Source organism: Cupriavidus sp. H19C3 (genome assembly GCF_049393815.1).
Taxonomy (GTDB): Bacteria; Pseudomonadota; Gammaproteobacteria; order Burkholderiales; family Burkholderiaceae; genus Cupriavidus.
Genome location: NZ_CP184985.1, coordinates 1,138,830 through 1,163,613 on the forward strand (window position 1 = coordinate 1,138,830; position 24,784 = coordinate 1,163,613).

At 63.8% G+C, this 24,784-nt stretch carries 26 protein-coding genes; 14 read left to right on the plus strand and 12 right to left on the minus strand.

The annotated features are described in order from the left end of the window. The first annotated feature begins 228 nt into the window (after positions 1 to 228). A complete protein-coding gene (locus DFLDMN_RS05095) occupies positions 229 to 753 on the plus strand; it encodes a hypothetical protein (protein WP_423197394.1) in 525 nt (174 codons plus the stop codon). A 70-nt stretch (positions 754 to 823) separates the two neighbouring features. Here DFLDMN_RS05095 and DFLDMN_RS05100 read toward each other — a convergent pair whose 3' ends face one another. From DFLDMN_RS05100 to DFLDMN_RS05110, 3 genes are all read right to left on the minus strand, one after another. Continuing rightward, positions 824 to 1,606 carry a class II aldolase/adducin family protein gene (locus tag DFLDMN_RS05100; RefSeq protein ID WP_423197395.1) on the minus strand — a complete coding sequence of 261 codons (783 nt, stop codon included), beginning with the start codon at positions 1,604 to 1,606 and terminating at the stop codon, positions 824 to 826. 62 nt (positions 1,607 to 1,668) lie between these two features. After that, entirely contained in the window at positions 1,669 to 2,034 is a 366-nt protein-coding gene (locus DFLDMN_RS05105) for a RidA family protein (protein ID WP_423197396.1), read from the minus strand. 8 nt (positions 2,035 to 2,042) lie between these two features. Beyond that, positions 2,043 to 2,990 carry an NAD(P)-dependent oxidoreductase gene (locus DFLDMN_RS05110; protein WP_423197397.1) on the minus strand — a complete coding sequence of 316 codons (948 nt, stop codon included), beginning with the start codon at positions 2,988 to 2,990 and terminating at the stop codon, positions 2,043 to 2,045. 285 nt (positions 2,991 to 3,275) lie between these two features. Here DFLDMN_RS05110 and DFLDMN_RS05115 point away from each other — a divergent pair, with 285 nt between their 5' ends. Together DFLDMN_RS05115 and DFLDMN_RS05120 are read left to right on the plus strand one after the other, a co-directional pair. Then, a complete protein-coding gene (locus DFLDMN_RS05115; RefSeq protein WP_423197398.1) occupies positions 3,276 to 4,328 on the plus strand; it encodes a Bug family tripartite tricarboxylate transporter substrate binding protein in 1,053 nt (350 codons plus the stop codon). A gap of 137 nt (positions 4,329 to 4,465) precedes the next feature. Further along, positions 4,466 to 5,137: a GntR family transcriptional regulator gene (locus DFLDMN_RS05120; RefSeq protein WP_423197399.1), complete on the plus strand. Its 672-nt coding sequence runs from the start codon at positions 4,466 to 4,468 to the stop codon at positions 5,135 to 5,137. Here DFLDMN_RS05120 and DFLDMN_RS05125 read toward each other — a convergent pair. From DFLDMN_RS05125 to DFLDMN_RS05145, 5 genes are all read right to left on the minus strand, one after another. Further along, entirely contained in the window at positions 5,125 to 7,341 is a 2,217-nt protein-coding gene (locus DFLDMN_RS05125) for an FUSC family protein (RefSeq protein ID WP_423197400.1), read from the minus strand. The genes DFLDMN_RS05120 and DFLDMN_RS05125 overlap by 13 nt on opposite strands. Positions 7,342 to 7,346: 5 nt before the next feature. Next, on the minus strand, positions 7,347 to 7,475 hold the full coding sequence (locus DFLDMN_RS05130; protein ID WP_423197401.1) for a DUF2474 family protein: 129 nt from the start codon (positions 7,473 to 7,475) through the stop codon (positions 7,347 to 7,349). Beyond that, positions 7,475 to 8,482: a cytochrome d ubiquinol oxidase subunit II gene (gene cydB, locus DFLDMN_RS05135; RefSeq protein WP_423197402.1), complete on the minus strand. Its 1,008-nt coding sequence runs from the start codon at positions 8,480 to 8,482 to the stop codon at positions 7,475 to 7,477. Before cydB ends, DFLDMN_RS05130 begins: the two co-directional genes overlap by 1 nt. Positions 8,483 to 8,488: 6 nt before the next feature. Continuing rightward, positions 8,489 to 9,970: a cytochrome ubiquinol oxidase subunit I gene (locus DFLDMN_RS05140; protein ID WP_423198326.1), complete on the minus strand. Its 1,482-nt coding sequence runs from the start codon at positions 9,968 to 9,970 to the stop codon at positions 8,489 to 8,491. A gap of 260 nt (positions 9,971 to 10,230) precedes the next feature. Then, positions 10,231 to 11,631 (minus strand): PLP-dependent aminotransferase family protein, encoded by a 1,401-nt coding sequence (locus tag DFLDMN_RS05145; protein ID WP_423197403.1) that lies wholly within the window; start codon positions 11,629 to 11,631, stop codon positions 10,231 to 10,233. An 87-nt stretch (positions 11,632 to 11,718) separates the two neighbouring features. Here DFLDMN_RS05145 and cyoA point away from each other — a divergent pair, with 87 nt between their 5' ends. The 6 genes from cyoA to DFLDMN_RS05175 all read left to right on the plus strand — a co-directional run bounded on the left by cyoA (position 11,719) and on the right by DFLDMN_RS05175 (position 18,342). Then, positions 11,719 to 12,687: a ubiquinol oxidase subunit II gene (gene cyoA / locus DFLDMN_RS05150; protein WP_423197404.1), complete on the plus strand. Its 969-nt coding sequence runs from the start codon at positions 11,719 to 11,721 to the stop codon at positions 12,685 to 12,687. Between the two features lie 17 nt (positions 12,688 to 12,704). Then, positions 12,705 to 14,681: a cytochrome o ubiquinol oxidase subunit I gene (gene cyoB, locus DFLDMN_RS05155; protein WP_423197405.1), complete on the plus strand. Its 1,977-nt coding sequence runs from the start codon at positions 12,705 to 12,707 to the stop codon at positions 14,679 to 14,681. Between the two features lie 3 nt (positions 14,682 to 14,684). Beyond that, positions 14,685 to 15,302, plus strand: coding sequence for a cytochrome o ubiquinol oxidase subunit III (cyoC, locus tag DFLDMN_RS05160; RefSeq protein ID WP_423197406.1), 618 nt, complete (start codon positions 14,685 to 14,687; stop codon positions 15,300 to 15,302). Beyond that, positions 15,299 to 15,676, plus strand: a complete 378-nt coding sequence (gene cyoD / locus DFLDMN_RS05165) for a cytochrome o ubiquinol oxidase subunit IV (protein ID WP_423197407.1) — start codon at positions 15,299 to 15,301, stop codon at positions 15,674 to 15,676. Before cyoC ends, cyoD begins: the two co-directional genes overlap by 4 nt. A 313-nt stretch (positions 15,677 to 15,989) precedes the next feature. After that, complete coding sequence (locus DFLDMN_RS05170) at positions 15,990 to 16,406, plus strand: DUF302 domain-containing protein (RefSeq protein ID WP_423197408.1); 417 nt, start codon at positions 15,990 to 15,992, stop codon at positions 16,404 to 16,406. 277 nt (positions 16,407 to 16,683) lie between these two features. After that, positions 16,684 to 18,342 (plus strand): methyl-accepting chemotaxis protein, encoded by a 1,659-nt coding sequence (locus tag DFLDMN_RS05175; RefSeq protein ID WP_423197409.1) that lies wholly within the window; start codon positions 16,684 to 16,686, stop codon positions 18,340 to 18,342. Between the two features lie 107 nt (positions 18,343 to 18,449). Here DFLDMN_RS05175 and DFLDMN_RS05180 read toward each other — a convergent pair whose 3' ends face one another. After that, the gene (locus DFLDMN_RS05180; protein WP_423197410.1) at positions 18,450 to 18,587 is read right to left on the minus strand and encodes a hypothetical protein; all 138 of its coding nucleotides are present in this window, start codon (positions 18,585 to 18,587) and stop codon (positions 18,450 to 18,452) included. A 209-nt stretch (positions 18,588 to 18,796) separates the two neighbouring features. On the opposite strand from DFLDMN_RS05180, the gene DFLDMN_RS05185 reads away from it, so the two are divergent. After that, on the plus strand, positions 18,797 to 19,444 hold the full coding sequence (locus DFLDMN_RS05185; protein WP_423197411.1) for a flagellar biosynthesis protein: 648 nt from the start codon (positions 18,797 to 18,799) through the stop codon (positions 19,442 to 19,444). Between the two features lie 101 nt (positions 19,445 to 19,545). After that, positions 19,546 to 20,001: a hypothetical protein gene (locus DFLDMN_RS05190; protein WP_423197412.1), complete on the plus strand. Its 456-nt coding sequence runs from the start codon at positions 19,546 to 19,548 to the stop codon at positions 19,999 to 20,001. A 48-nt stretch (positions 20,002 to 20,049) separates the two neighbouring features. Here DFLDMN_RS05190 and DFLDMN_RS05195 read toward each other — a convergent pair whose 3' ends face one another. Beyond that, positions 20,050 to 21,309: an acyltransferase family protein gene (locus tag DFLDMN_RS05195; protein WP_423197413.1), complete on the minus strand. Its 1,260-nt coding sequence runs from the start codon at positions 21,307 to 21,309 to the stop codon at positions 20,050 to 20,052. Between DFLDMN_RS05195 and istA the strand changes: the two genes are divergently transcribed. Next, positions 21,277 to 22,287, plus strand: coding sequence for an IS21-like element ISOcsp1 family transposase (gene istA, locus DFLDMN_RS05200; RefSeq protein WP_423197414.1), 1,011 nt, complete (start codon positions 21,277 to 21,279; stop codon positions 22,285 to 22,287). The two genes, DFLDMN_RS05195 and istA, sit on opposite strands and share 33 nt — an antisense overlap. 162 nt (positions 22,288 to 22,449) lie before the next feature. Here istA and DFLDMN_RS05205 read toward each other — a convergent pair whose 3' ends face one another. Continuing rightward, a complete protein-coding gene (locus DFLDMN_RS05205) occupies positions 22,450 to 23,055 on the minus strand; it encodes a hypothetical protein (RefSeq protein WP_423197415.1) in 606 nt (201 codons plus the stop codon). Positions 23,056 to 23,271: 216 nt separating this feature from the next. Then, positions 23,272 to 23,691 carry a helix-turn-helix domain-containing protein gene (locus DFLDMN_RS05210; RefSeq protein ID WP_423197416.1) on the minus strand — a complete coding sequence of 140 codons (420 nt, stop codon included), beginning with the start codon at positions 23,689 to 23,691 and terminating at the stop codon, positions 23,272 to 23,274. Positions 23,692 to 23,877: 186 nt separating this feature from the next. Between DFLDMN_RS05210 and DFLDMN_RS05215 the strand changes: the two genes are divergently transcribed. Beyond that, complete coding sequence (locus DFLDMN_RS05215) at positions 23,878 to 24,231, plus strand: helix-turn-helix domain-containing protein (protein ID WP_423198327.1); 354 nt, start codon at positions 23,878 to 23,880, stop codon at positions 24,229 to 24,231. A 27-nt stretch (positions 24,232 to 24,258) separates the two neighbouring features. Next, positions 24,259 to 24,771, plus strand: a complete 513-nt coding sequence (locus DFLDMN_RS05220; protein ID WP_423197417.1) for a hypothetical protein — start codon at positions 24,259 to 24,261, stop codon at positions 24,769 to 24,771. The last annotated feature ends 13 nt before the right edge of the window (positions 24,772 to 24,784 follow it).

The window sequence follows — 24,784 nt, forward strand, 5'->3', positions numbered from 1 at the left end:
CGGCCTGCCATATGGAACCGGCCAATCCTGTCGAACCAGCCGCCGCGCTTGACGGGGCCGGCCCCTGCCACGCGCCAGCCGCTCCCGCGCGGGATGGCAGGCCATCGCGCCGGCGGCAAAGGCGACCGGCACAACCGGTGTGCCCCACCACCGAGCACCCGGAAGTCGCGCGACCACATGATGAGGCGCCGCCATCTCCACCACCTGTCAAACGGGAGGGCGATTGAGATGACATGGGATCCGATTGTCTGGGAGCAACGGTATGGCCTGCTGTTCAGGTGCTGGTTGTCGCGTGCCTATCACCAGAAGCGCGAGCGCTTCTATGACCAGTGCGACAACCTGGCCAAGGCGGTCTCCGTGGTCGGCGGTTCGGCCACGGTGGCGCAACTTCTGAACCACGATGCCATGGTCGTTACCGCCGCGCTCATTACGGTCACCGCCACCGGCAGCCTGCTCTTCGGATTTGCGCGCAAAGCACGCTTGCACGCCGATCTGGCGCGCTCGTTTGCCATGCTGGAAGCGCGCATCGTCGGCAGCGGCGTGTTTGACGCCGCGCAAATGGACGCACTGCAGGCGGAGCTGGTGGCCATGGAAGTCAGCGAGCCGAGAGCCCTCGGCGCGCTACTCCGCATCTGCCACAATGAAATCGTCTGCGCCGAGGGCCATCGCGAGCTGGTCCAGCGGGTGGGCCCGTGGCAGCGCGCGCTCGCCCATTTCTACGACTTCGATCTCTACTCGCGGCAGCCGTCGTGACGCGGGGGCCTCGGTAACGACAGCCTCGTCCGAGGCCTTTGCCAACTCAGCTGCCGACCCAGTTGCCAACTTAGCAGCGATAGTCGCCGCCGTCGCGGTCCAGCAGTCGCAATAGCGCCGTCCATTCGCGGTCCAGGTGAACCGTGTCGAGATACGCGTAGTCGTCGTGCTGTTTGGCCGCGTGCTCGCAGACTTCCGGCGACGGGATCGTGACCTTCTGACCCATCGACAACGTCTGCACCTGGATTTCGCAGGCGCGGTTCAGGTAGAACATGCGCGTAAACGCTTCCGCCACCGAGCGGCCCGTGGTCAGCAGCCCGTGGTTGCGCAGGATCAGGTAGTTGGCATCGCGCATCGATGCCACGATGCGCGAGCGCTCGTCGAGGTCGAGCGAAATGCCCTCGTAGTCGTGGTAGTTGACGCGGTTATAGAACTGCATGCTGATCTGGTTCAGCGGCAGCAGCCCGCATTCCAGCGCGGCCACGGCCATGCCGGCGTCCGTATGCAGGTGCACCACGCACTCCACATCGTGGCGACTCTGGTGCAGCGCGCTATGGATGGTAAAGCCGGCGGCGTTGACCTCGAAGCGGTTGTCGCCGATGGGGCGGCCTTCCGTATCGATCTTGACCAGGCACGACGCCGTGATTTCGTCGAAGAACCAGCCATGCGGGTTGATCAGAAACTGATCGGTCGTGCCGGGCACGCGTACCGAGATATGCGTGTAGATCAGGTCGGTCAGCTGGAACTTGGCGGCCAGCCGGTAAGCGGCTGCCAGTTGCACGCGCACGGCCCACTCTTCGTCGCCGATATGGCGCGGCTTGCGGTTGCGGTGCGGATCGGTGGTGGAAATCATGGGCGGAATTCCTGTGGATGGGGTTGGGCAAGTCGGGGCAAATGGAGGCAGGTCCGGAGCCGTTACGGCAGCAGTGCCGAGATCACGATCTCGACGCGGTAGCCGGGGTCGGCAAGCCTGACCTCGCCGCAGCAGCGCGTCGGCGTCTCGCCGGGCGCCACCCATGCGTCCCACACCGCATTGAAGCCGTCGAAGTCAGCCATATCGGCCAACCAGATCTGCGCGGTGAGCGCGCGGCGCCGGTCGGTACCGGCTTCCGCCAGCAAGGCATCCACCTTGGCCAGCGCTTCCCGGGCCTGGCCGGCGATATCGCCGGATTTGTCGTCGGCGACCTGGCCGGCAAGAAAGACCATGCCGTTGGCAATCACGGCCCGGCTGCGCCGATGGTTCTGGTCGAGCCGTACGATCGATGCGGAAGATGGGGTCATGGCAGGCCTCACGCGTTGGACTTGACGATGCGGCGGCAGTGGTCCAGCGCAGCCTCGATTAGGTTCTGGTTGGCTTCCGGCGTGCGAAACGCCGAATGGGCCGACAGCGTGACATTGGGCAACGTGGTCAGAACGTGGCCGGCCGGCATCGGTTCGACCGTGAAGACATCGAGTCCCGCGTGCGCGAGTTTGCCGCGCTGGAGTGCGGCGATCATGGCGTCTTCATCGACCAGTGCGCCGCGCGCCGTATTTATCAGGATCGCGCCATCGCGCATCGACGCGATGCGTTCGGCGCTGATCATGCCGCGGGTCTCGTCGGTCAGCAGCAGGTGCAGCGATACCACGTCGCTTTGCGCGAGCAGCGTGTCCAGGTCGACGAAGGTTACGCCGTCGTGCGTCCTGGGCGTGCGATTCCAGGCCAGGACCCGCATGCCCATGCCACGCGCCAGGCGCGCCAGCTCCTGCGCAATGCCACCAAAGCCGACCAGGCCGATGGTCTTGCCGGTCAGCTGCACCGCATCCGAGCGCAGCCAGTGGCCGGCGCGCATCTCGCGGTCCATACGCGCAAAATTGCGCGCCGCCGCCCACATCAGCGCAAACGCGCACTCCGCCACCGCCGTATCGCCATAGCCCTTGATGGTGTGGACCGTGATACCGAGCTCGGCCAGTTCCTCGGGATTCATATAGCTGCGCGCGCCGGTGCCGAGGAACACCACGTGCCTGAGCCCGTGGCACTGCCGCGCGATCTCGGTGGGCAAATGGGTGTGGTCGATGATCGCGATCGGTGCACCGCCCAGCGCGGCCGGCAGGCCTTCCGGGCGAATGTCGGGCTGGCGGTTGACCTCGAGCGGCAGATCGTCGGCGCGATGCAGACGCAAAGACACTTCCGACAATGTGGGATTGGCGTCGACGAAGACGGCGCGCCATGCACCAGCAGCGCCCGTCCGATTATCCATGGCCGTGCCGGCGGGAGATGAGGAGTTGCTCGAAGTCATTGTTTTTACTCTGCAAAAATGGGATGTAAGCGGAAATCTTGCCGTCGAGGTCTGGGTCAGCCCGGACTGGTTCATTTCGGTGCGAGGGAACCAAAACAGGGAACACAGCCCCTCATGACGGTGAAACGCAGCATAGCGCTTTACAGAATACAGATCAATAATTAAAGTCTGTATACAGGACGGAGTGCAGCAGGACGAAGGCCCTGCGGTACCCGCCATCCCTGAAACCTGCCCATGGAGCGCCCCATGTCGATGCGCCGCGTTGTTTCGCGTCTGGTCTCGCCGTTCGGTACCGTAACGGCTCCGCTGATCGTCTCGCTTTCCGCCAGCCTTCTGGCTTCTACGGTGTTCACGCTGTCCGGCAACGCGATTGCCCAGGACACCCGCGCGTGGCCGGGCAATACGATTGCGATCGTCAGCGGCTTTCCCGGCGGCGCCGCCACCGACCTCTACGCGCGCAAGCTCGGGGCTGAACTGACCCGCGAACTGGGCGTCTCGTTTATTTCCGATAATCGTCCCGGAGCCGGCGGTAATATCGCTTCAAGCCTGGTGGCCCAGGCGAAGCCGGATGGTTATACGTTCCTGCTCGGCACTGCCGGTACGCACGCGATTAATCCTGCCCTATATTCGAAACTGTCATTTGACGTGGTCAACGATTTCTCGCGCATTGCATTATTGGGTACGCTGCCCAATATCCTGCTCGTGAATCCGGAAAAGCACCCCGAGATCAAGACCTGCCAGGATCTGATCAGCGCGGCCAGAAAGGCCCCGGGCAAGCTCAACTACGCGTCCACCGGCAATGGCGCCTCGGGTCATCTGGCCGGCACGCAGTTCGCCACGGCCTCGCAGACCACCTACGTCCATATTCCGTACAAAGGCCAGGGACCGGCCATGACCGCCCTGCTCTCGGGCGAGGTGGATTTCTTCTTCAACCAGAGTTCGCCGAGCCTCGGCGCGATCCAGTCGGGCAAGGTACGCGCACTGGCCGTGACATCGGCCCAGCGCGTCAGCGTGCTGCCCGACGTGCCCACGGTAGCGGAAGCCTGCAACCTGCCCGGCTTCGAGAGCACCACGTGGTATGGCCTGTTTGGCCCTGCCCACTTGCCGGCCGATATCCAAAGCCGCATGTCGAAGGCGGTGCTCAAGGTGATCCAGACCGACAGCTTCCGCCAGTGGCTGGTCAGCCAGGCCATCCAGCCGATCCAGGATGGCGGCCCCGAAGCGTTCAAGCGTACCCAGCTCGCCGATATGAAGACCTGGGCCAAGATCGTCAAGGATTCCGGCGCACACGTGGATTAATGGCCGAGAGCGCGCGGACCACGCGTGCGCCGCCATCCTGTGTATACGCACCAGTGCACAGCATCGAATTCAGGTATATTCCTGCCTTCGCCGCCCCTGGCGAAGGCAGTGATGACTTGAAAACAGGATCGAATACCGTGGCGAACGCAGCAAGCGACAGCATCGTCGAGCAGGTCTACGACAAGCTCAAGCAGATGAGCGTCGGCTATGACTTCAAACCCGGCGAGCGCCTCAACGAGGGCGTGCTCGCGAGCGCGCTCGGCGTCAGCCGCACGCCTCTGCGCGAGGCGCTGACCCGCCTCACCACCGAAGGGCTGCTGCGTTTCTCGCCCGGCAAGGGCTTCTTCTGCCGCGACCTCGACGCGCAGGAAGTGTTCTCGCTGTACGAAATGCGCAAGATCGTCGAAACCGAAGCGCTGCGCCTTTCCATCACGCGGGCCAAGGACGAAGACATCGACGCACTGCTGGATTTTCTGGAGCAGACCGGTCCGGAACCGGGCGACCGTACGGTGGAGGAACTGGTCCGGCTCGACGAGACCTTCCATGAGCGGCTGATGGCGATGTCGGGCAATCTCGAAATGCTGCGCGTGCTCAAGAACATCAACGCGCGCATCCGTTTCGTGCGCTGGATCGACATGGAACGCTGCGACCGTCGGGTCAGCCAGAACGACCATCGCGAAATCCTGCTCGGCCTGAAAGCACGCACCCCCGAACAGTGCATTCCCGTGCTGGCCAGGCATATCGATCGTCGGCACGACCAGATCTCGGCCGCGCTCAAGGAAGGCCTCGCGCAGATCTACATGGGCTGAGCCGGTGCGTCGGGGTAGAGCGTCAGCCGGATCGCGGTAAGCGCACTCAGAACCCGCCGGACACTCTCCGTACTCTCCGTACTCTCCGTACTCTCCGTACTCTCCGTACTCTCCGTACTCTCCACACTCTCCACACTCTCCGCATTCCCCGCGCTCCGCGTCTCGAGTCGCGCCGCGCACCCGACTGCCGCGATGGCGCGATCGATCCGCGCCGCCAGCGCCGGCGACGGCGGCAAGGCACGCCCGACCTGAGCGCGCCGCAGGTAGTGGCATTCAAGCGTCCGCAGCATTCGCACCAGCGCTCCTCGCGTCCGCGCCGGCATCGTCTCCAGATCGCGCTGCAGCACCAGCGTGCCAAACCCGACCTGCAACTCGGCAAAGCCGTCCTGCGATGCGCGGCCGCGCTGGCCGGCCAGTAACGGTACCAGCCGCAGCAGGCGATCGAGCATGCGCCCGCGCAATGGCGGGTGCGCGGCCAGCGCGTCGGGGTCCGCGCCCGTGGCGATATCGCGCCAGCTCGCATGCACCAGCCGGCGCGACACCACGCGTGCGCCGAACGGCCGCACGACCACTACCCACAGCGGTGCAAACGCCATGGCCGCAAACGTCGCCAGCGTGGCATTGAAAAGGGTGCCGAAGTTCGTATCGTAGAGCGCCTGCACATTGGCGAACGAGGCCGCATTGACGGACAGCAGGATCGCAAACAAGTTGAAGCCGGGGCGCGCGATCAGCGCGCCAATCACGAGATAGGGCACCGACAACAGGCCCGCCAGGCTGGTGAAATCGTGTGCATGCGGCAACACCACGAACAGGTAGAACCACGACACCAGCAGGCACACCAGGCTCCAGCGCACAAAGCGCCAGGCGGTGCGGCGCGGTTCGTCGGTGGTCGCGTAGATACAGGCGGTGAGCGCCGCCAGCGCGGTAGGCCCGGCCCCGTCGATCCAGCCCGACGCCATCCACAGCAGCCCCGCGACCAACGTCGCCCCGCCCGCCGTCAACGCATAGACCAGCAACATCGCATGGTCGTGGTAGCGCGCATCCTCCGTGCCGGCATCGGCATGCCGTAGCACCGGCATGCCGCGCTCTGGCTGTCCGCTTGCCGCTCGACCGCTCGCGTCGCCGATTTCCTCGCCCATGCGTTGCTGAAGCGCAAGACAGTCGTGCCATAGATCGACCAGCGTATCCAGATGCTGGCGTGCCGCCGTCACCAGACCCGCATGCCAGGTCTCCGCCGACGGCACGCGCGCGCACGGCATGGACGTGAACGGCATGGGCGCCAATGGCATGGACACCGACGGCATGGACACCGCCTGCAGGGGCGCCAACGCCATCGGCGCGGGCGTGGACATGTTGTCACCGCCGATCCACGCGGCAACCTCGGCCATGCGCGCGGCCAGGACCGGCGGCACACCGTCCGGATGGCGCCGCAGGGCCTGCGCCACGCCGTCGAGCAGGGCCAGTTCCGGCAGCAGCATGGTCATGCGGGCGTGCAGCGCGCGGGCGCAGCGCACCGACAGCGCGGTCTCGGCATCGTAGGCCAGATGCGTGATCAGCGTGTCCAGCGCACGGATATCGGCCGCCAGCCGGTAGCGGCTGTCATCGCGCACGGCATCCGCGGCGCGTCCCGGCACCGGACACAGCATCGCCGTGGCCCAGCGTGCCGCATCGGCCAGCCAGATCCGCGTCTGCGCCTGCATGGCCGTGGCCACCCGCGCCGGCAGCACCACCGAACCCACCACGCTCGCGCACAGGATGCCGATGCAGATTTCCTCCACACGCGCCACGGCCAGGTCGAACACCTGCGTGGGATCGTTGACGGCCGGCAGCGCAACAATGGGCAGCGTATAGGCCGCCAGCAGAAATACATAGCTGCGCGGCGAACGCTCCATCAGCGACAGGTACAGCAACAGGCCGACCCAGCACGCGATGGCGCCCATCAGCAGCGGCGGCCAGTTCACCAGCGCCGGCACCATGGCCACGGCGGCGACCGCGCCGAGCAGCGTGCCGATGACCCGGTAGGCGCCTTTCGAGCGCGTGGCGCCGGCGAGCGGATGGGACACCAGGTAGACCGTGGCCATCGCCCAGTATGGGCGGGGCAGTCCCCCCGCGAGCCCGATATAGAGGGCCAGCATCGCCGCGGCGAAGACCTTCGCCGAGAAGATCCAGTCGCGTCCGCCCGGCCACGAGAATACGGCTGCCATAGCGTTCAGGGCACCAGTCCGCCAAGCCGCATGGCGAGGCGCATCGCGCAGGCCACCACGAATACCGTGCCAACGCCTGCCAGCCACAACAGCAGCAGCCAGCCGAGCCGTACCCCAAGTTTGCGCGAGGCCATCAGTGATAGCCCTCCCCTGCCTTCACCTTGCCGCGGAACACGTAGTACGACCACGACGAGTAGGTCAGGATGATCGGCACGATCAACAGCGTGCCCACCAGCGCAAAGCCCTGGCTCTGCGGCGGCGAGGCGGCCTGCCAGATCGAGACGTCGGGCGGGATGATATGCGGCCACACGCTGATGGCAAGCCCGGTGTAGCCCAGGAACACCATCAGCAGCGCATAGAGGAACGGCGCCACATGCGGACGGTTGCCGAGCACGCGCACGATGCCGAACGCCGCGGCCAGCACCAGCACCGGAACTGGCGCAAACCAGTACACGTTGGGCACGGAGAACCAGCGGTGGGCAATGTCCGGATGGGCAAGTGGCGTCCATACGCTGGTGATGGCGATGCACAGCAGCATCAGCCCGGTCAGCGGCGTCGCCGCGGCGATCATGCGGCCCTGCAGGCGGCCTTCGGTCTTCATGATCAGCCACGTGCAGCCGAGGAACGCGTATGCCACCACCACGCCCACGCCGGTGAACAGCGGAAACGGCGCCAGCCAGTCGAAGGCCCCGCCCGCGAACGCGTTGCCGCGTACCGCGATGCCGTCGATATACGCGCCCAGTGCCACGCCCTGGAAAAAGCCGGTCAGCAACGAGCCACCGATAAACGCCTTGTCCCACAGATGGCGGTTGCGGTCGCTCGCCTTGAAGCGGAATTCGAACGCCACGCCGCGAAAGATCAGCGCGAGCAGCATCAGCATGAGCGGGATATAGAGGGCGCTGAGCACCACCGCATAGGCCAGCGGAAAGGCCCCCAGCAGCGCCGCGCCGCCCAGCACCAGCCAGGTCTCGTTGCCATCCCATACCGGCGCGACCGTGTTCATCATCACATCGCGCTCGACGCGGTCGGGTACGAATGGAAACAGGATGCCGATGCCCAGGTCGAAGCCATCCATGATCACGTACATCATGACGCCGAAGTAGATCAGCGCCACCCAGATAAGCGGAAGATCGATACCCATGATGATTTACCGGTTGGAGAGTCGAGCGGGCGCGGGATACCGCGGCGCGGAAATATGCCCGGGATGGTTGTCCCCCAGCGCGTTGCCATGCGCGTTGCCATGCGCGTTGCCATGCGCGTTGCCATGCGCGTTGCCATGCGCGTCGGCATCATGCTCGTGCAGCGGCTGTGGTCCCTGGTTGACCAGCTTCAGCATGTAGCGGATGCCCGCGCCAAACACAAAGCAGTAGATCACCACAAACGCCGCGAGCGAGGCCGCGATGGGGCCCACGTCGTGCCGCGACACCGCATCGCTGGTGCGTAGCAGGCCGTACACCACCCACGGCTGCCGCCCGATCTCGGTGGTCATCCAGCCGGCGAGCAGCGCGATCAGTCCGGTCGGACCCATCGCCACCGCAAGACGCAGGAACGGCTTGCTGCGAAACAGCGCGCCGCGACGGCGCAGCAGCAAACCCAGCAGCCCGAACGCGATCATCAGCACGCCCAGACCCACCATCGCCCGGAAGGTGAAGAACAGCACCGTGGCATTGGGGCGGTCCGCTTTCGGAAAGTCCTTGAGACCCCGGATCTGGCCGTCGAGCGTATGCGTGAGAATCAGGCTGCCGAGGCGCGGGATCTCGATCGCATAGCGGGTCTCCTCCTTCTCCATATCCGGAATGCCGAAGACGATCAGCGGAAAGCCATGGCGATCGCCGGGCGCCGCTGTGTTCCAGTGCCCCTCCACCGCCGCGATCTTGGCCGGCTGGTACTTCAGCGTGTTGAGGCCATGCGCATCGCCGACCACGGCCTGGATCGGCGCCACGATCAGGACCATCCACATCGCCATCGACAGCATCTTGCGCACGGGCGCCTCGGCCCGGCCGCGCAGCAGCAGCCATGCGCCGGCGCCCGCGACGAACAGCGCGGTGGACAGGAACGCCGCGATGCCCATATGGGCCAGCCGGTACGGGAACGACGGATTGAAGATGACGGCGAGCCAGTCGGTCGGTACCACGCGACCGTCGACAATGGCGTAGCCCTGTGGCGTCTGCATCCAGCTGTTGGAGGCCAGGATCCACGTGGCGGAGACCAGCGTGCCGATGGCCACCATGATGGTCGAGAGAAAATGCAGCCCCGGTCCCACGCGGTTCCAGCCGAACAGCATCACGCCCAGGAAGCCGGCCTCCAGGAAGAACGCGGTCAGGACTTCGTAGGTCAGGAGCGGGCCCGTCACCCCGCCGGCAAACTCGGAGAAGAAACTCCAGTTGGTGCCGAATTCATAGGCCATCACCAGGCCGGACACCACGCCCATGCCAAAGTTGAGGGCGAAGATCTTGACCCAGAAATGAAACAGGGTCTTGTAGACGGGGTTCTTCGTGCGCAGCCAGCATCCTTCCAGGATCGCGAGGAAACTGGCCATGCCAATCGTGATCGCGGGAAAGATGATGTGGAATGAAACCGTAAAGCCAAACTGGACACGCGCGAGATCGAGTGCGGTAATACCATGCATCGTAGTGCTCTCTTCGTAGGTCTGCGGCATTCATGCATGCCGTGCTGCGAAGATTACGAGGGCACACCGTGGAGCGACGGATACAGTTGCGCGGGTTAGGACGAAGCTCAGCACCGGCGCGCGAACTGTGCTGCCCGGCTGTGCTGCCCGACTGTGCTTCCAGATGAGGCGCCGCACTGTATCCATCGCGGCGCCGGAGCCGCCGTCCCGCCGTCCCCGCGCGCGCGACTCACGCCCTACACCACGCCCTACACCACGCGCTACACCACGATCTCCCGCTTGCCGTCCGCGCGGCGCGCCAGCAGGTCGGCCAGCCGGCGCAGTCCGCCCGCCAGCACCACCCGGTCCGCCGCGCCGCCCAGCGATATGCGGATCGCATTCGCCGTGCGCGGGCCCACCTGGAAGGCCTCGGCCGGCGTCACGCGCAAGTCCTCCGCGCGCGCCGCCTGGGCGAGCGCCTGCGAGGTCCAGTAGCTCGGCAACGTGTACCACACGTGGATCCCGCCGGGCGGCACCTGCCCGGCGCTCGACAGCCATTGCCGCGCGATGACCTGGCGCGCGGCGGCCTCGCGCCGGATCGCCTCCAGCAACGCGGTGGCCGCGCCGTCGTGGATCCATTGCGTGGTGAGCGCCGTCGTCAGCGGCGCCGACATCAACGCGAACGAGCGCAATGCCGCCAGCACGGCGTCATCGCCCACCGTCGCCGGCAACACCATGAATGCGGTACGCAGGCCGGGACTCAGGCACTTCGACATGGTCGACACATAGCAGACTTGGGCCGGCGCCAGGCGCGCCAGCGGCGGTGGCGCATCCGGCGTGAGCAGCCAGTAAGGGTCGTCCTCGACGATCAGCACGCCGCACCGCGCGGCCACGGCGATCAGCTCGTGCCGGCGCGCCTCGGGCATGGTCTGCGTGGTGGGGTTCTGCGTGGTCGGGTTCAGGTAGACCAGCCGCGCCCCATGCTCGCGGCAGGCCGCCTCGAGCGCGTCCGGCCGCATGCCGGCGGCATCCACCTCGGCCGCCACCACGCGCCGGCCCAGTTGTTCCGCGGCCAGACGCAAGCCCGGATAGGCCAATGGCTCGGTGACGATGGCATCGCCCGGCGCGGTCATGGCCAGGATCAGCGCGGCCAGCGCGGCCTGCGCGCCGGGGCACGCCATCACGCGTGCAGGCTCCACCGGCCCCAGCATCGGTGCCAGCCACATCACCCCGGCCGCGCGATCGCTCGCACTGCCGCCGCCAAGCTGATACGTCATCAGCAAGCCTGCATCCGCGCGTAGCAGTACCTGCGACACGCCGCGCCGCAACAGGTCTTCGAAGTCGATGCCGTCGGGCGGCGGCGGCACGTTCATGCTGAAGTCCACCCGCTGCGCCAGTTCCACGCGCGGTGCCGCGACGAACGTGCCGAGCGCGCCGCGTGCCTCGATCAGATGGCGCTTGCGCGCCTCCGCCAGCGCGCGTGTGACCGTGGTCAGGTCCACCTTGAGCCGTGCGGCAATTCGTCGCTGGGGCGGCAAGCGGTCGCCCGGCGTCAGCCGCCCGTCGGCCACGGCCTGTTCGATCAGGTCCGCTATCTGCAGGTAGCGGGCGCCCGCGCCGGTCCGGAAGCCCGTCAGCCAAAGCCCGGCCTCCTCATCTTGTATGGAGATTTTTTCGCGCATATTCCCGTGATTTCGCCGTTGTATGGGGCTTGTCTTACCTTATTCTCCGGCGCGACGTCCCGTATATCCATACATTAAAACCCTCGTATGCGTACTTGTCCATCACCGTCCGGCCCAGGCTGGCGGCGTGCCGCGAGCCTGGCGCTCGCTGCCGGCACCATGCTGCTGCTGTCCGGCTGCACCCTGGAGTTGCTCTCCCCCAAAGGCGATATCGGGCATCAGGAGAAATCGCTGATCCTCGTCTCGCTGTTCCTGATGCTGCTGGTGGTCATCCCCGTCATCATCCTCACCCTCGTGTTTGCGTGGCGCTACCGCGCCTCCAATACCCGGGCCGAGTACGCACCGAAGTGGGCCCACTCGACGAAGATCGAGATCGTGGTATGGACCATCCCGTGTGTCATCGTCGCCTTCCTCGGCTTCCTGATCTGGGAGTCGACGCACAAGCTCGACCCCTACCGTCCGCTCGACTCGCAGGTGGAACCGGTCGAAGTGGAAGTCATCGCGCTCAACTGGAAGTGGCTGTTCATCTATCCCCAGTACGGGGTGGCTTCGCTGAACCAGCTTGCGATTCCGGTCGATACGCCGATCAACTTCAAGCTCACCGCCGAGTCGATGATGAACTCGTTCTTCATCCCGCAACTCGGCAGCATGGTCTACGCCATGGCCGGCATGCAGACGCAGCTGCATCTGATCGCGGATACCCCGGGCGTCTACCTCGGACAGTCGGCGGCCTATAGCGGCGCCGGCTTCTCCGACATGCACTTCAAGACCCACGCCACCTCGCGCGCCGAGTTCGATGCGTGGATCGCCGCGGCACGCCAGTCCGCGACCCCGCTTACGGAAGCGGTGTACCGCCAGCTGGAGCAACCCAGCAGCAAGGACCCGGTCACGCTGTATGCCACCGTCGCGCCGCAGCTCTTTGCCAGGGTCGTCGACAAGTACATGAAGAGCGCGGACCCGGTCTGCCGGACCGACAGCCCCGCCTCGCTGCAAGCGTTCAACGCCATTACCAGTACCCGTCCCGCTTCGCCCGCGAATGCGGCCGCGGTGCAGTAGTCAGGGAATCGTCAGCCATGCTAGGCAAACTCAATCTCGATGCCATTCCGTTCCACGAGCCGATCATCATGGTCACGCTCGTGGTGGTGCTGCTCGGCGGCGCCTCGCTGCTGGGCGCCATTACGTACTTCGGCAAATGGAAGTATCTCTGGACCGAATGGATTACCTCGGTCGATCACAAGAAGATCGGCGTCATGTACATCGTGCTGGCGCTGGTCATGCTGCTGCGCGGCTTTGCCGACGCCATCATGATGCGCCTGCAGCAGGCCATGGCCTACGGCGATGCCGCCGGCTACCTGCCGCCGCACCACTACGACCAGATCTTCACGGCGCACGGCGTGATCATGATCTTCTTCGTCGCCACGCCGTTCATCCTCGGCCTGATGAACGTGATCGTGCCGCTGCAGATCGGCGCGCGCGACGTGGCCTACCCGTTCGTCAACTCGCTGAGCTTCTGGCTCTCCGCGATGGGCGCGGTGCTGGTCATGCTGTCGATGTTCGTCGGCGACTTTGCCGCCACCGGCTGGGTCGCGTATCCCCCATTGTCCGAACTCGGGTATAGCCCCACGGTCGGGGTCGACTATTACATCTGGTCACTACAGATATCGGGGCTGGGGACCACACTGACCGGCATCAATTTCATCGTGACCATCCTGCGCATGCGCGCGCCGGGGCTCAACCTGATGAAGATGCCTGTGTTCACGTGGACCGCGCTGATCACCAATATCCTGATCGTCGCGGTGTTCCCGGTGCTCACCGCCACGCTCGCGCTGCTGACGGCCGACCGCTACCTCGACATGCATTTCTTCACCAACGAGCTGGGTGGGAATGCCATGATGTACGTGAACCTGATCTGGGTCTGGGGCCACCCCGAGGTCTATATCCTGATCCTGCCCTGCTTCGGCGCGTTCTCGGAAATCATCTCGACGTTCTCGGGCAAGCCGCTGTTCGGCTACAAGTCGATGGTCTACGCCACCTCGTCGATCGGCGTGCTGTCGTTCTTCGTCTGGCTGCACCACTTCTTCACGATGGGCTCTGGCGCCAACGTGAATGCGTTTTTCGGCATCATGACGTCGATCATCTCGATCCCGACCGGCGTCAAGCTGTTCAACTGGCTGTTCACGATGTACCGCGGCCGCATCCGCTATCACTCGGCCACGCTGTGGACCATCGGCTTCATGGTCACCTTTGCGGTGGGCGGCATGACCGGCGTGCTGCTGGCCGTGCCCGGCGCGGACTTCGTGCTGCATAACAGCCTGTTCCTGATCGCCCACTTCCACAACGTGATCATCGGCGGCGTGCTGTTCGGCTGCCTGGCGGGCATGAGCTTCTGGTTCCCCAAGGTGTTCGGCTTCACGCTCAACGAGCGCTGGGGCAAGATTTCGTTCTGGTGCTGGCTGATCGGCTTCTACCTCGCCTTCATGCCGCTCTACGTGCTTGGCTTCAAGGGCATGACGCGAAGGATGAATCATTACGCCAATGTCGACTGGCATCCGTACCTCGTGGTCGCGCTGATCGGTGCGCTCGTGATCGCCGCCGGCATCGTGTCGCTGCTGATTCAGCTGGCCGTCAGCATCCGCGACCGCAAGCAGAATCTCGACCTCACCGGCGACCCGTGGAATGGCCGCAGCCTGGAATGGGCCACCGCCTCGCCCGCACCGTTCTACAACTTTGCCGTGGTGCCGCACATCACCTCGCTCGAACAGCACTGGGACGACAAGGAAAGCGGCCGCGCCTACGTACAACCCGCGCGCTACGAGCCCATTCACATGCCAAGGAACACCGGCGACGGTTTCATCATCTCCGTTCTCGGCCTGGTGTGCTGCTTCGCACTGGTGTGGCACATGTGGATCGTCGCGGCCGCCGGTCTGATCGGCATCATCGGCACGTTCATCGCGCGCAGCTACAACCGCGACGTCGATTACTTCGTGCCGGTGGAGGAAGTGGCGCGCATCGAGAACGCGCGCCATGCGCAACTGAAGGAAGCAGCCTGAGCCATGAGCCAAGTCCTTACCGCACATGTGGGCGACCATGCCCACGATCACCACGATCACCATGACAGCGGCGCCACGCTGACGCTGGGATTCTGGATCTACCTGATGAGCGACTGCCTGATCTTCGCGACACTGTTCGCGACGTTCGGCGTGCTGGTCGGCAACACCGCCGGCGGCCCTACCGGGCAGCAGTTGTTCGAGCTGCCGTTCGTGCTCGGCGAAACCATGCTGCTGCTGTTCAGCAGCTTCACGTTCGGCGTGGCCATGCTGAACCTGTACGCGGGCCGCCCGCAGCGCACCATCGTGTGGCTCGGCATCACGTTCCTGTTCGGCGCGGCGTTTATCGCCATGGAACTGCACGAGTTTGCCGAGCTGCTCCACCGCGGCGCCGGCCCCGAGGTCAGCGCATCGCTGTCGGCCTATTTCGTGCTGGTCGGCACGCACGGCCTGCACGTGAGTTTTGGCTTGCTGTGGATCCTGGTGATGATGCACCAGCTCAAGACCTTCGGCCTCGATGCCATCACGCGCCGGCGCATGGCCTGCCTGAGCCTGTTCTGGCACTTCCTGGATCTGATCTGGATCTGCGTGTTTACCTTCGTCTACCTGCGGGAGTTCGTATGAGCGGCCAATCCTCTCACACGGTGCAATCGCTGCATACGGCCTCGCACGGCAGCCTGCGCAGCTATATCGTCGGCTTCGTGCTCTGCCTGGTGCTGACGTTTGCGTCCTTCGGCGCCGTCATGTATGGCGTGGTGCCGAAGAGCATGGGACTGACCACGATCGTCGTACTGTGCGTGGCGCAGTTGCTGGCGCAGCTCGTGTTCTTTCTCCACCTCGGTACCGCACGCGAGCAGCGCTCCAACACCGGCATCTTCGTGTGCACGGCACTGCTGATCGGCATTATCGTGGCGGGCTCGCTATGGGTCATGCATAACGCCAATGTCAACATGATGCCCACCCATATGACGATCGAACGCGCCAAGGCGAAGGACTGATTCGCCGCCGGTCGCATCCGCTGGTGCCCCCTGCCGCAAGCGAGCGCGGGCGCCGGCCGCGCATGCCTGGGTGAGACCGGGGTAGCCGGTGGCATCGCATGGCCCTCGCGGCGCCAGGCGCGCGGTCAGCCCGGGGGTGCCGCCAGCGAGACGATCCGGCAAATTTCTGCGCCGATTGGATTATCGCGCCGGCTGCCCCAGGCCTACACTGCCTGTTATCGCGCCCCCACACGCATCAGGCATTGCCATGACCCTTCCCGGCAGCATCCGACGCGCCGTTGCCGCCGTCGCGTTCCTCGCAGGAGCCTTTCCCATGACCTCTCCGGCCCAGGCCGCCCCGGCGTCGTACAGCGCGTCGATCGACAGCCGCTACGACTTTGCCACCACCGTCGCGCGCTTCAAGGCCGTGCTGGTCACCCGCCAGATCCGGTTGTTCGCGGAGATCGACCAGCGCGCCGCCGCGCAGGACGCCGGCATGACGCTGCGCCCCACGCGGCTGTTCGTGTTCGGCAACCCAAAGGGCGGCACACCGATCATGGCCGCCTACCCGCATGCCGCGCTGGAGTTGCCGCTGCATGCGGTGGTCTGGGAGGACGACCAGCATGGCGTGCACATTGACTACCAGGACACCGCGGCGCGGCTGGGCGCGCTGTACGGCGTGCCGCCGGAACTGACGGCACCGGTGGCGCAGGTACCGGCCCTGATAAAGGCGGTGGCGGGCCAGGAGTAACGAGGCGTCGCGCCGCCATTGGGCATTCCGCCCGGCCGACGCTCCCGCCGCTGCCATGACGGCGCCCCGGCCGACACCGCGGCCGATGCTCCCGGCGACGCCCCGGCCGAGCCCTTACGCGCCGGTCATTCAAGTTTTCCCTTTCGCATCCGTTGACCGAAATAGGTCCCCCTGAGATTCAGCGGCGCACGACGGGTGCAGACCTCGACAGACGTAGCAGGCAACCAGCAGTGGGCAACAGATCCGCGCGCCGCAACGACAAGAGGAGAGGAAGACAATGTTGAAGCACCTGTCGATCCGGGGCCAGTTGAGCCTGATGGTCGCGTTTTTTGGCCTGGCGCTGGTAATCGGCGCCGCCACGGGCCTGCTGTCCATGCGCGCAGGCAACGAATCGCTCAAGCAGATGTACACCGTCGACACGCCCGCGGTGGCCGATCTCGAAGGCAGCGCGGGCCAGTTGCTGCGGCTGCGACTAGCGCTTGCAACCTATGCCTCGCTGATCGAGCTCAACGACCAGGAAGGCGCCAACGCCGTACTCAAGCGCTTCGACCAGTACCTCAAGACCTCCAACGAGCGGTTGTCGCACTATGTCGCCGGCGCCGGTCAGGATGCCGAACAGCAGAAGCTCATCAAGGACATGCAGGACAAGCGCGACAAGTTCCTGGCCGAAGGCATCCAGCCGGCCCTGGCGGCGCTCAAGTCCGGTGACCGCCAGGCCTTCCTGCAACTGCAGGCACACAAGCTGTCCCCGCTCTACAGCGCCTACGAAAAAGCCATGCTGACCCTCGAGAAGCTGCAGATGGACCATGGCGAGCAGCGCTACAAGGAGGCCCAGGAGCGCTTCCGCATGGTCTGCTGGGCGGTTGCCATCGGCCTCGCCGGCGGCCTGCTGCTGGCCTGGATCGGCCGCGCGGCCATGATGCGCGCGATCGTCGTGCCGGTGAATGCGGCCATTGCCCAGTTCGAGCGCATTGCCAGCGGCGACCTCACCGGTCGCGTGGCGGTCGTCAGCCATAACGAAATGGGCAAGCTCAGCGCGGCGCTCCAGCAGATGCAGGCCGCGCTGATCGAAACCGTCGGCACCGTGCGCGGGGGCACCGATGCGATCCATATCGGCGTGCGCGAGATCTCGGCGGGCAATACCGACCTGTCACAGCGTACCGAGGAACAGGCGGCGTCGCTGGAGCAGACCGCGGCGAGCATGGAAGAGCTGACCTCCACCGTCAAGCAAACCGCGGAGAACGCCAGGCAAGCGAGCGAACTTGCGCACGGCGCGTCCGGCCTGGCGTCGCAAGGCGGGGAGTTGACCGGCCAGGTCGTCGGCACCATGCAGCATATCGTCGACGACTCGCGCAAGATCGGCGAGATTGTCGGCGTGATCGAAAGTATCGCGTTCCAGACCAATATCCTCGCGCTCAACGCGGCGGTGGAAGCGGCGCGCGCCGGCGAACAGGGCCGCGGCTTTGCGGTGGTGGCCTCGGAAGTGCGCTCGCTCGCGCAACGCAGTGCCGGCGCCGCCAAGGAAATCAAGGGCCTGATCGACGCCTCCACTCAACGCGTGGAATCGGGCGCGGAACTGGTGGCACGCTCGGGCACGACGATGACCGAACTCGTGGCGGCCATCGCGCGCGTGAGCGACATCATGAACGAGATCGCCGCGGCGGCGGCCGAGCAAAGCAGCGGCATCGACCAGGTCAATGTCGCGGTGGCGCAGATGGACGAGGTCACACAGCAGAACGCCGCGCTGGTGGAACAGGCGGCAGCGGCGGCGGGATCGCTGGAGGAACAGGCGGGCCGGCTGGCGGATGCGGTGGCGGTGTTTCGGGTCGAGGGTGCACCGCAGGCACCGCGCTACGAGGTTGCCCCGCTATCGGGTGACCTGCGGGGTGACCTGCGGGGCAACCTGCGGGACAACCCGCGCGCCCTGCCGGCGTGATACGGAGGGACTGCGGATTGGATCTGGACCTTCTGGTCCGGACGTTCCGGATCCGGATGTTTGGGCCGGGACGTTCTGGCCGGGGCGAGAGGGATTACCGGGGCATGTCAACCCCGGTCCTGCATCGTGATCCGACGCGGATTGACGGCGTAGTACGCCAGGATGAACGATGCGGCGAGCGCCAGTCCCGCCACCGCGAACGCAATGCAAGTCGTACCGGCAATGCCGTTGCCCTTTTCTGACATGAAAGCTCTCCGTTGGGTCCGAACCTCCATCGTAGCAACCGGACGCCAATGGTTCAAATCGCGTCGCCTTTGGCGCCGCGCCCGGAAGTCCATCCCGCCAAAGCAGGGAGGCGCGCCCCTGCCGTTGCCTGCCCTCGCCCGCATAAAATGCCACCCCGGCAAAGGAAGACTTTGCCGACAAGACAACCAGACTCAGGAGAAATAGAAAAATGCGTTACGCGAGCATCGCGGGGTATCTGTTGCTGATCGGGGCACTCGGGGGTTGCGCACTCGGTCGCGACGTGGTCACGGTCAAGGCGCCCGAGGCCAGCACGGTCACTGCTAGCAACGGCAAGTCGGTACGGATCGAGTCCGTGCTGGATGGTCGCAAGTTCGAAGCGGCACCGTCGCAGGCCGACATCCCCTCGCTCGATCCCGATGCCGATAATGGTCCCGACGCCAAGTCACGCGCCATCGCCCGCAAGCGCGGCGGCTTCGGCAAGGCGCTCGGCGACGTGGCCCTCGCGGAAGGCCAGAGCGTCTCGGGCCTGGTCGAACAAGCCATCTCTACCGGCTTCAAGGAATCGGGATATACGGTCGTCAAGAAAGGCGACGCCAACTATGAATCGGCCACGCCGGTTTCCGCCACCATCAACCAGTTCTGGGCCTGGTTCTCGCCGGGGGCGTGGTCGGTCAAGGTCAGCCAGAAATCGGAAATCGAACTGAACGGCGCGGTCATCCAACCGGCCGGCACTGCGACGATTTCCACGAACGTGTCGGAGTCCAAAGGCGCGGTGATGGTGGACGACTGGAAGGACATCGTAGAGAAGGGGCTGAAGTCGATTACGGAGGAAACGCGGAAGATTCTCTCCCGCTAAAGCGTCGGCGGATGGCGGGCGGGGCGGAAGCCTCAGGCGGGACGCTACTGCGACCGCTCGCATCTTGAAGATATAAAAAAGCGCCTAATCGACACCAAGCAATGGACATCGGCTTCCTTTTCCTCCTCCTCTGGCAGTTCATCAACGTTACCGTCGGACTTTTCGTTGTGGTAGCGATGTCCACCTATCCGGTAGACGACCCAAATCGGAAAAAGAGGATCACCCTCACGTCGGTTATCGGCGCAGTCTGCTTCGTACTTGGCGGATTGTGTCTCGCGTGGCTTGGAATTGCGGGACTGCTGCTAATGGCAATCGGTCTCGCCTCGTTTGCAATGGCGAGCGCGCATTTCGCAAGAGCGAAAGGATATGGGGCCATATCCGGTCTGTTGGCGGCGCTCTTGCCGCTCGGTTCTCTCACGCTGATCTTCGTAAAGGCGAAGAACTCCACTCATCGCGGCTGGGGCTGGAGGCGGATCGGTGCCGTAATAGCAGCGATCGTCGTCTTGCCCTTTGACACGGTGGTGATCGCGATGCTTTTGGGCAGATGGTTTATGTAGGGTGAACCGCCCCGGTTTCCGTGGAGGCCCCTTCGCTTGAGTCAGGCCTTACATCGACACTGGCTTCGGCGCTTCAGTGGCCCTCAACTTACCCATGAGCAGCAACTGAGCGGGCTTCTCGACGAAGCGCCACAGCAGGTAGGACAGCAACAGTACGAAGGCCCAGTAAGCAAGATAGCGCGCCAGATCAGAGTATTCCGCGGCGAAGTCCTTGCGGAGAAGCCAAACGCGCGAGACAAGCTGGTGCACGAGATAGAGCGAGAAACTGATCTCGCCCAACAGCACCATCGGTCGCAATGCCAGCGCTCTGCCCAGAACGCCGCGACCCGAGGACATCGCGAACAGCATGACCGCAACGAAGGGCGATGCCCCACTGATCGTCAGCCATGAGCGGAAGCCGGAGTCGACATATCCGGACGATTCAAGCAATCCGCTGATACGTGGCATCTCGAACAGTCCCCAGATCGCGCCCGCCATGGCAACGATTTCGATGACGTTGATTGCTACTATGTTCATGCTCTCAAGCCTGCCAGTGAACCGAACATAGAGCGACGCCGCGCTCATCCCGAACACGAACTCCAATAGATGCGCAGGCGGAAAAATGTAGGTATATGAAGCGATTGTCGGGCCGGTGTGGCCTGGTTTCCAGTCGTCCAGGGCAACGGACCCGGGCACAGTGACGGACACGAACAGGAGCACAACGGCAAGCATGCATTTCCAGTGCCACGTGTGCGACCATCGCGAAATCAGAAACGGAAACATGGCGTAGAGGAACATTTCCACCGACAGGCTCCAAGCCACGCCATTAAAGCCGAAGTAGTACGTTGAGTATGGCACCCATGCCTGCAGCAGCAGGCCGGTCGTGAAGGTGCGTCCGTAGGTAAGGGGATCCTCGAGGCCAAGCACGTAGAGAAAGATATAGCAGTACGCCAGCATCGTTACGGCGTGCGCTGGCCAGACGCGCGCAAATCGAGCACGCATGAACTGTGTGAACGTCAACCGCGCGCTGTCCTGCATCTCGCGGTGGGCGTAGAACAGCACGAACCCGCTTAGAACGAAGAAGAATGACACTCCCTGGGCCATGATCAAGCGCTTCGTTATCTCGATGCCTATGTGGAAAAAATCCGCTGTGTGCGTTGTAACGATCATGGCTGCAGCAAAAAAGCGCAGTGACGTCAACGCCTGTTGCGCGCAGAGTAAAACTGGGCCACTTCGCGCAAGGTAAATCTGAACCACTTTTCCGTACAGTCTGCCTTTTCCGCGCGAAGGCCGACGATGCTTTTGAAGGAACAGTGGATGCAGATCCATGTGCTCAAGGCCCAAGGGCTGTCGCTGCGCGAGATCGCGCGACGGCTGGGCGTCTCTCGTAATACCGTAACTCGCTACTTGGCTGCGGACGATGTCCCCCGTTACAAGCAGCGTGAGGCTCGCCCGACCAAGCTCGACCCGTTTCACGATTACATCCGCGAGCGCATGCAAGCTGCCTTTCCGGATTGGATCGCGGCGCCCGCGCTATTGCGCGAGCTAAGAGCGCGAGGCTATCAGGGACAGCTGCGCAGTCTCCAAGCCTTCATGCACGCGCATAAGCCTTTGCAAGCGGCTGATCCGATCGTGCGGTTCGAGACCGCGCCGGGTCATCAGATGCAATGCGACTTCGTCGTCTTTCGCCGTGGCGCTGACCCGCTTTACGCTTTTACCGCGACTCTGGGGTTCAGTCGCTGGCGCTGGGCCAGATTCACCACGAACGAGCGGGCGGAAACGCTGATGACCTGCCATCACGCACTGTTCGAGACGTTGGGCGGGGTTCCGCGGGAGATCCTGTACGACAACGCCAAGACTATCGTCGCGTCGCGCGATGCTTACGCAGAGGGCCATCACCGCTGGCATCCCGGCCTCCTGGACCTTGCCAAGCGTTATGGATTCATTCCCCGCCTCTGTCGTCCGTATCGTGCCCAAACCAAAGGCAAAGTCGAACGCTTCCATCGGTACCTGCGTGGCAACTTCTACGTGCCGTTGACCAGTTGGTTGAAGCAGTCGGGCCTGGTGCTGGACGTCGATACAGCTAACGCCGAAGTCGGCAAGTGGCTGCGCGACGTGGCGAACCAGCGTGTGCATCCGGTAACCGGATACGCGCCAGCGGAGTTGTTCACTCAGCGAGAGCGCGCGTTCTTGCGTGAGCTGCCAGCATTCTCCCAGCCCTCCCAGCTCACGAAGGTCACACAAGCTGCTCCGTCGCTGGACGCCACGCTGCAACACCCCCTGTCGGTCTTGTGGGGTTGCGCTTAGTTTGGCATAACAGAGAAACCGCAAAAAAAGGCCGGAAAGCCAGGAATCTCAAGGCTTCGCGCGGATTTCCCCGTTCTGCGCCATTTGGCACAAAACAGTCAAAAAACGAGCACTTCGTGAACAGGTTTTGCGCAAGGTTTGGCACAGAACGGGCTCTAGTGACTACTTCTTGTCCATGACCGCTCGGTAGAGCTTGTCGATCTGCTCGTTCGACAGATCAATCATCGACACCTTCCCGAATACCTTGCGCATGTAGTTAAGCCTCCAGCGGTCGCAGCCCAGCTCTTTGCACCGAGCATGGATGGCCTGGACTCGCCTATCGCGCCAGCCAGGGGACTTCGTCGCGCCCGGCATACCTTCCAATCGCGACCGCCAGCGAACGAGATAGCTCTCCGCCCGTTCAAAGAGGTCGGCCGCAATCTCGGCATAAGAATTGACGTGCATATGCGAATTTAACCGTCGCATGACGGTGGCGGGCATGACCTGATGCCCCTCTAGAACCCTTGATACGCCTACGATTTGGTCTCGCAGATCCAGTAGCCGGCGCTTCTGAGAAGCGTCGAGTGTTCCGCCGCAATTCTGGACTACCGTGATCTTAGGCTGCAGCCTGAACACGTTGTTGATCTGATTCCCATTGCCGAAAAAAACGGTCCCCCCGTTGAAGTTCAGGACCGTCCCTCCGCCACTCCCTTGCATCGATGTCTGGGCTCGTCGCGGCCCCAACACCTTGTCCAGTTCCGCTTGCAGGCGCTTTTGCGCTTCTTCCACTGTACCGCTCCTTCAAATGTGCCCGTAGGCTCGACCCAACAAAAAACGGGGCTGTTGCCCCGTCGTGCGTCGCACTTTCAGACCTTCGCGGTAAGCGTAAAAGTGCGAACCTAAGTTCGCACTTTCATTAGACCGTTCGCACTTCGGGAAACCCCTTTTACTTCAACAAGTTAACGACAAAAAATCCTAGAGCAATACCCCCCGAAAGTGCGAACCTCATGCGACCAAGCGCAGGTATCGCTCAACCCTCTCTGGTTCTAGCTTCCCGGTGTCCTTAACGTACTCAAACAGCAGCATCGCGAGCTCCACTCGCTTCTCGTTTGACACGTCGAGCCCACGGTCCGCAATCATCTCTTCCAGGCGCTGAACGATCAGAACGAGAGTTTGCACGTCTTTGAGCGCCAACGCAGGCGCCGTGCTTTCGCCTTGCTTGGTGCCCTCCTTACCCCAGATGAGCCAGTCCGCGCTGACGTCGGCCACCCCACAGATTTCTGCTATTCGCGTGGCCTTGGGCTCAGCTTTTCCTGTCAGATAGGTCTCCAAGGTACTCCTTGGGATGCCCGTTTTTCGGGCTAAGGCGTCCCCGCCTCCCACCTTCTCCGCGCATATCCGAATGCGATCAGCAAGGTCCGTCATTGCTTGCACCTTTCCTTAGTCGAAGCTGCAACGTCCTTGCAGCTTCCGGTCGAGCCTTGCAGCTTCGAGGAAACACCAAGCAAATCAATCAGATAGCAGCAACCTGTTAGGTTCATAGCAGTTATCGAAGATGCAAGCCGCAGGAACCTGTTGCGTGTATAGCAGGTTTCTGTTATGTTTGCGCTCATGGACAAGTTAAACACCTCAAAAAAACCAGCCCTCGCTGCGAACGAGGACTGGCATCGAGTCGATATCAAAGCGGCTCTAGAGAGGGCTGGCTATTCCCTCCGACAGCTCAGTCTCCAGCACGGGTACGCCCCTGGTTCGCTTAAGGCGGCCCTGGACACGCCGTGGCCTGGCGCGGAACAGATTATCGCCCGCGCCATTGGCGTCGCTCCCACGGTTATCTGGCCCAGCCGATACGACGCCGCTGGCCATCCAAAGAGTGGTCGCAATCAGCGCGGCATTGGCCGCTGGTCTACCCGTAAGTCTAGCAGCGCACTTAACCATCGCAATGTTGAAAACGCGGTGGCTGCTTAACCATCAACCGTCCCAAGGATTTGACATATGAAGCGGCGAGCAAATCAGGCGAAGGCGGCAAACCAGTTGGAACTGTCCTTTTTCGAAGTGCCTCCACAACCCAAGAACGAAGACGGCTGCCTCGATGTTGCGATGAACATCCGCGAGGCGCTGGCCGACACGCTCTCCGCTGCGTCGGCGGGCGGCAAAGACCGACACGACATCGCGGCTCAAGTCTCGCGCCTCTCCAATCATGGCCTAACCAAGAACATGCTGGACCGATTCTGCGCACCGAGCGCCGAGGGTTGGCGCTTCCCGGCCGAGATCATCCCCGCATTCATCGTGGCCACGGGCGATTTCCGCGTGCTGGAGATTCTCGCGGCAGCGTGCGGGTGCAAGGTGTATCGGGGCGAGGAGGCCATGCTGGCCGAAATCGGCGCGTTGACGCTGCAGGAGCGGACGGTTAAGGACCGCCTAGCGGAACTGCGCCGAACCATCCCCAAGTCTCTGCTCGACCGCCTTGCCGAAGACGATGTTAAGTCGTTGGGAGGGCGTCTGTGATGTACTCCATCCG

Bases quoted from the DNA above. Each gene is read 5' to 3' on its own strand.
- cyoA (WP_423197404.1), top strand. From the start codon at position 11,719: ATGCGTACTTGTCCATCACCGTCCGGCCCAGGCTGGCGGCGTGCCGCG.
- DFLDMN_RS05180 (WP_423197410.1), bottom strand. From the start codon at position 18,587: ATGTCAGAAAAGGGCAACGGCATTGCCGGTACGACTTGCATTGCGTTC.
- DFLDMN_RS05125 (WP_423197400.1), bottom strand. From the start codon at position 7,341: ATGGCAGCCGTATTCTCGTGGCCGGGCGGACGCGACTGGATCTTCTCG.
- DFLDMN_RS05140 (WP_423198326.1), bottom strand. From the start codon at position 9,970: ATGCATGGTATTACCGCACTCGATCTCGCGCGTGTCCAGTTTGGCTTT.
- DFLDMN_RS05115 (WP_423197398.1), top strand. From the start codon at position 3,276: ATGTCGATGCGCCGCGTTGTTTCGCGTCTGGTCTCGCCGTTCGGTACC.
- DFLDMN_RS05175 (WP_423197409.1), top strand. From the start codon at position 16,684: ATGTTGAAGCACCTGTCGATCCGGGGCCAGTTGAGCCTGATGGTCGCG.
- istA (WP_423197414.1), top strand. From the start codon at position 21,277: ATGCTTTTGAAGGAACAGTGGATGCAGATCCATGTGCTCAAGGCCCAA.
- DFLDMN_RS05210 (WP_423197416.1), bottom strand. From the start codon at position 23,691: ATGACGGACCTTGCTGATCGCATTCGGATATGCGCGGAGAAGGTGGGA.
- DFLDMN_RS05215 (WP_423198327.1), top strand. From the start codon at position 23,878: ATGGACAAGTTAAACACCTCAAAAAAACCAGCCCTCGCTGCGAACGAG.
- cyoD (WP_423197407.1), top strand. From the start codon at position 15,299: ATGAGCGGCCAATCCTCTCACACGGTGCAATCGCTGCATACGGCCTCG.
- DFLDMN_RS05105 (WP_423197396.1), bottom strand. From the start codon at position 2,034: ATGACCCCATCTTCCGCATCGATCGTACGGCTCGACCAGAACCATCGG.
- DFLDMN_RS05195 (WP_423197413.1), bottom strand. From the start codon at position 21,309: ATGGATCTGCATCCACTGTTCCTTCAAAAGCATCGTCGGCCTTCGCGC.
- cydB (WP_423197402.1), bottom strand. From the start codon at position 8,482: ATGGGTATCGATCTTCCGCTTATCTGGGTGGCGCTGATCTACTTCGGC.
- DFLDMN_RS05170 (WP_423197408.1), top strand. From the start codon at position 15,990: ATGACCTCTCCGGCCCAGGCCGCCCCGGCGTCGTACAGCGCGTCGATC.
- cyoB (WP_423197405.1), top strand. From the start codon at position 12,705: ATGCTAGGCAAACTCAATCTCGATGCCATTCCGTTCCACGAGCCGATC.
- DFLDMN_RS05110 (WP_423197397.1), bottom strand. From the start codon at position 2,990: ATGGATAATCGGACGGGCGCTGCTGGTGCATGGCGCGCCGTCTTCGTC.
- DFLDMN_RS05145 (WP_423197403.1), bottom strand. From the start codon at position 11,631: ATGCGCGAAAAAATCTCCATACAAGATGAGGAGGCCGGGCTTTGGCTG.
- DFLDMN_RS05185 (WP_423197411.1), top strand. From the start codon at position 18,797: ATGCGTTACGCGAGCATCGCGGGGTATCTGTTGCTGATCGGGGCACTC.
- DFLDMN_RS05190 (WP_423197412.1), top strand. From the start codon at position 19,546: ATGGACATCGGCTTCCTTTTCCTCCTCCTCTGGCAGTTCATCAACGTT.
- cyoC (WP_423197406.1), top strand. From the start codon at position 14,685: ATGAGCCAAGTCCTTACCGCACATGTGGGCGACCATGCCCACGATCAC.
- DFLDMN_RS05095 (WP_423197394.1), top strand. From the start codon at position 229: ATGACATGGGATCCGATTGTCTGGGAGCAACGGTATGGCCTGCTGTTC.
- DFLDMN_RS05130 (WP_423197401.1), bottom strand. From the start codon at position 7,475: ATGGCCTCGCGCAAACTTGGGGTACGGCTCGGCTGGCTGCTGCTGTTG.
- DFLDMN_RS05100 (WP_423197395.1), bottom strand. From the start codon at position 1,606: ATGATTTCCACCACCGATCCGCACCGCAACCGCAAGCCGCGCCATATC.
- DFLDMN_RS05220 (WP_423197417.1), top strand. From the start codon at position 24,259: ATGAAGCGGCGAGCAAATCAGGCGAAGGCGGCAAACCAGTTGGAACTG.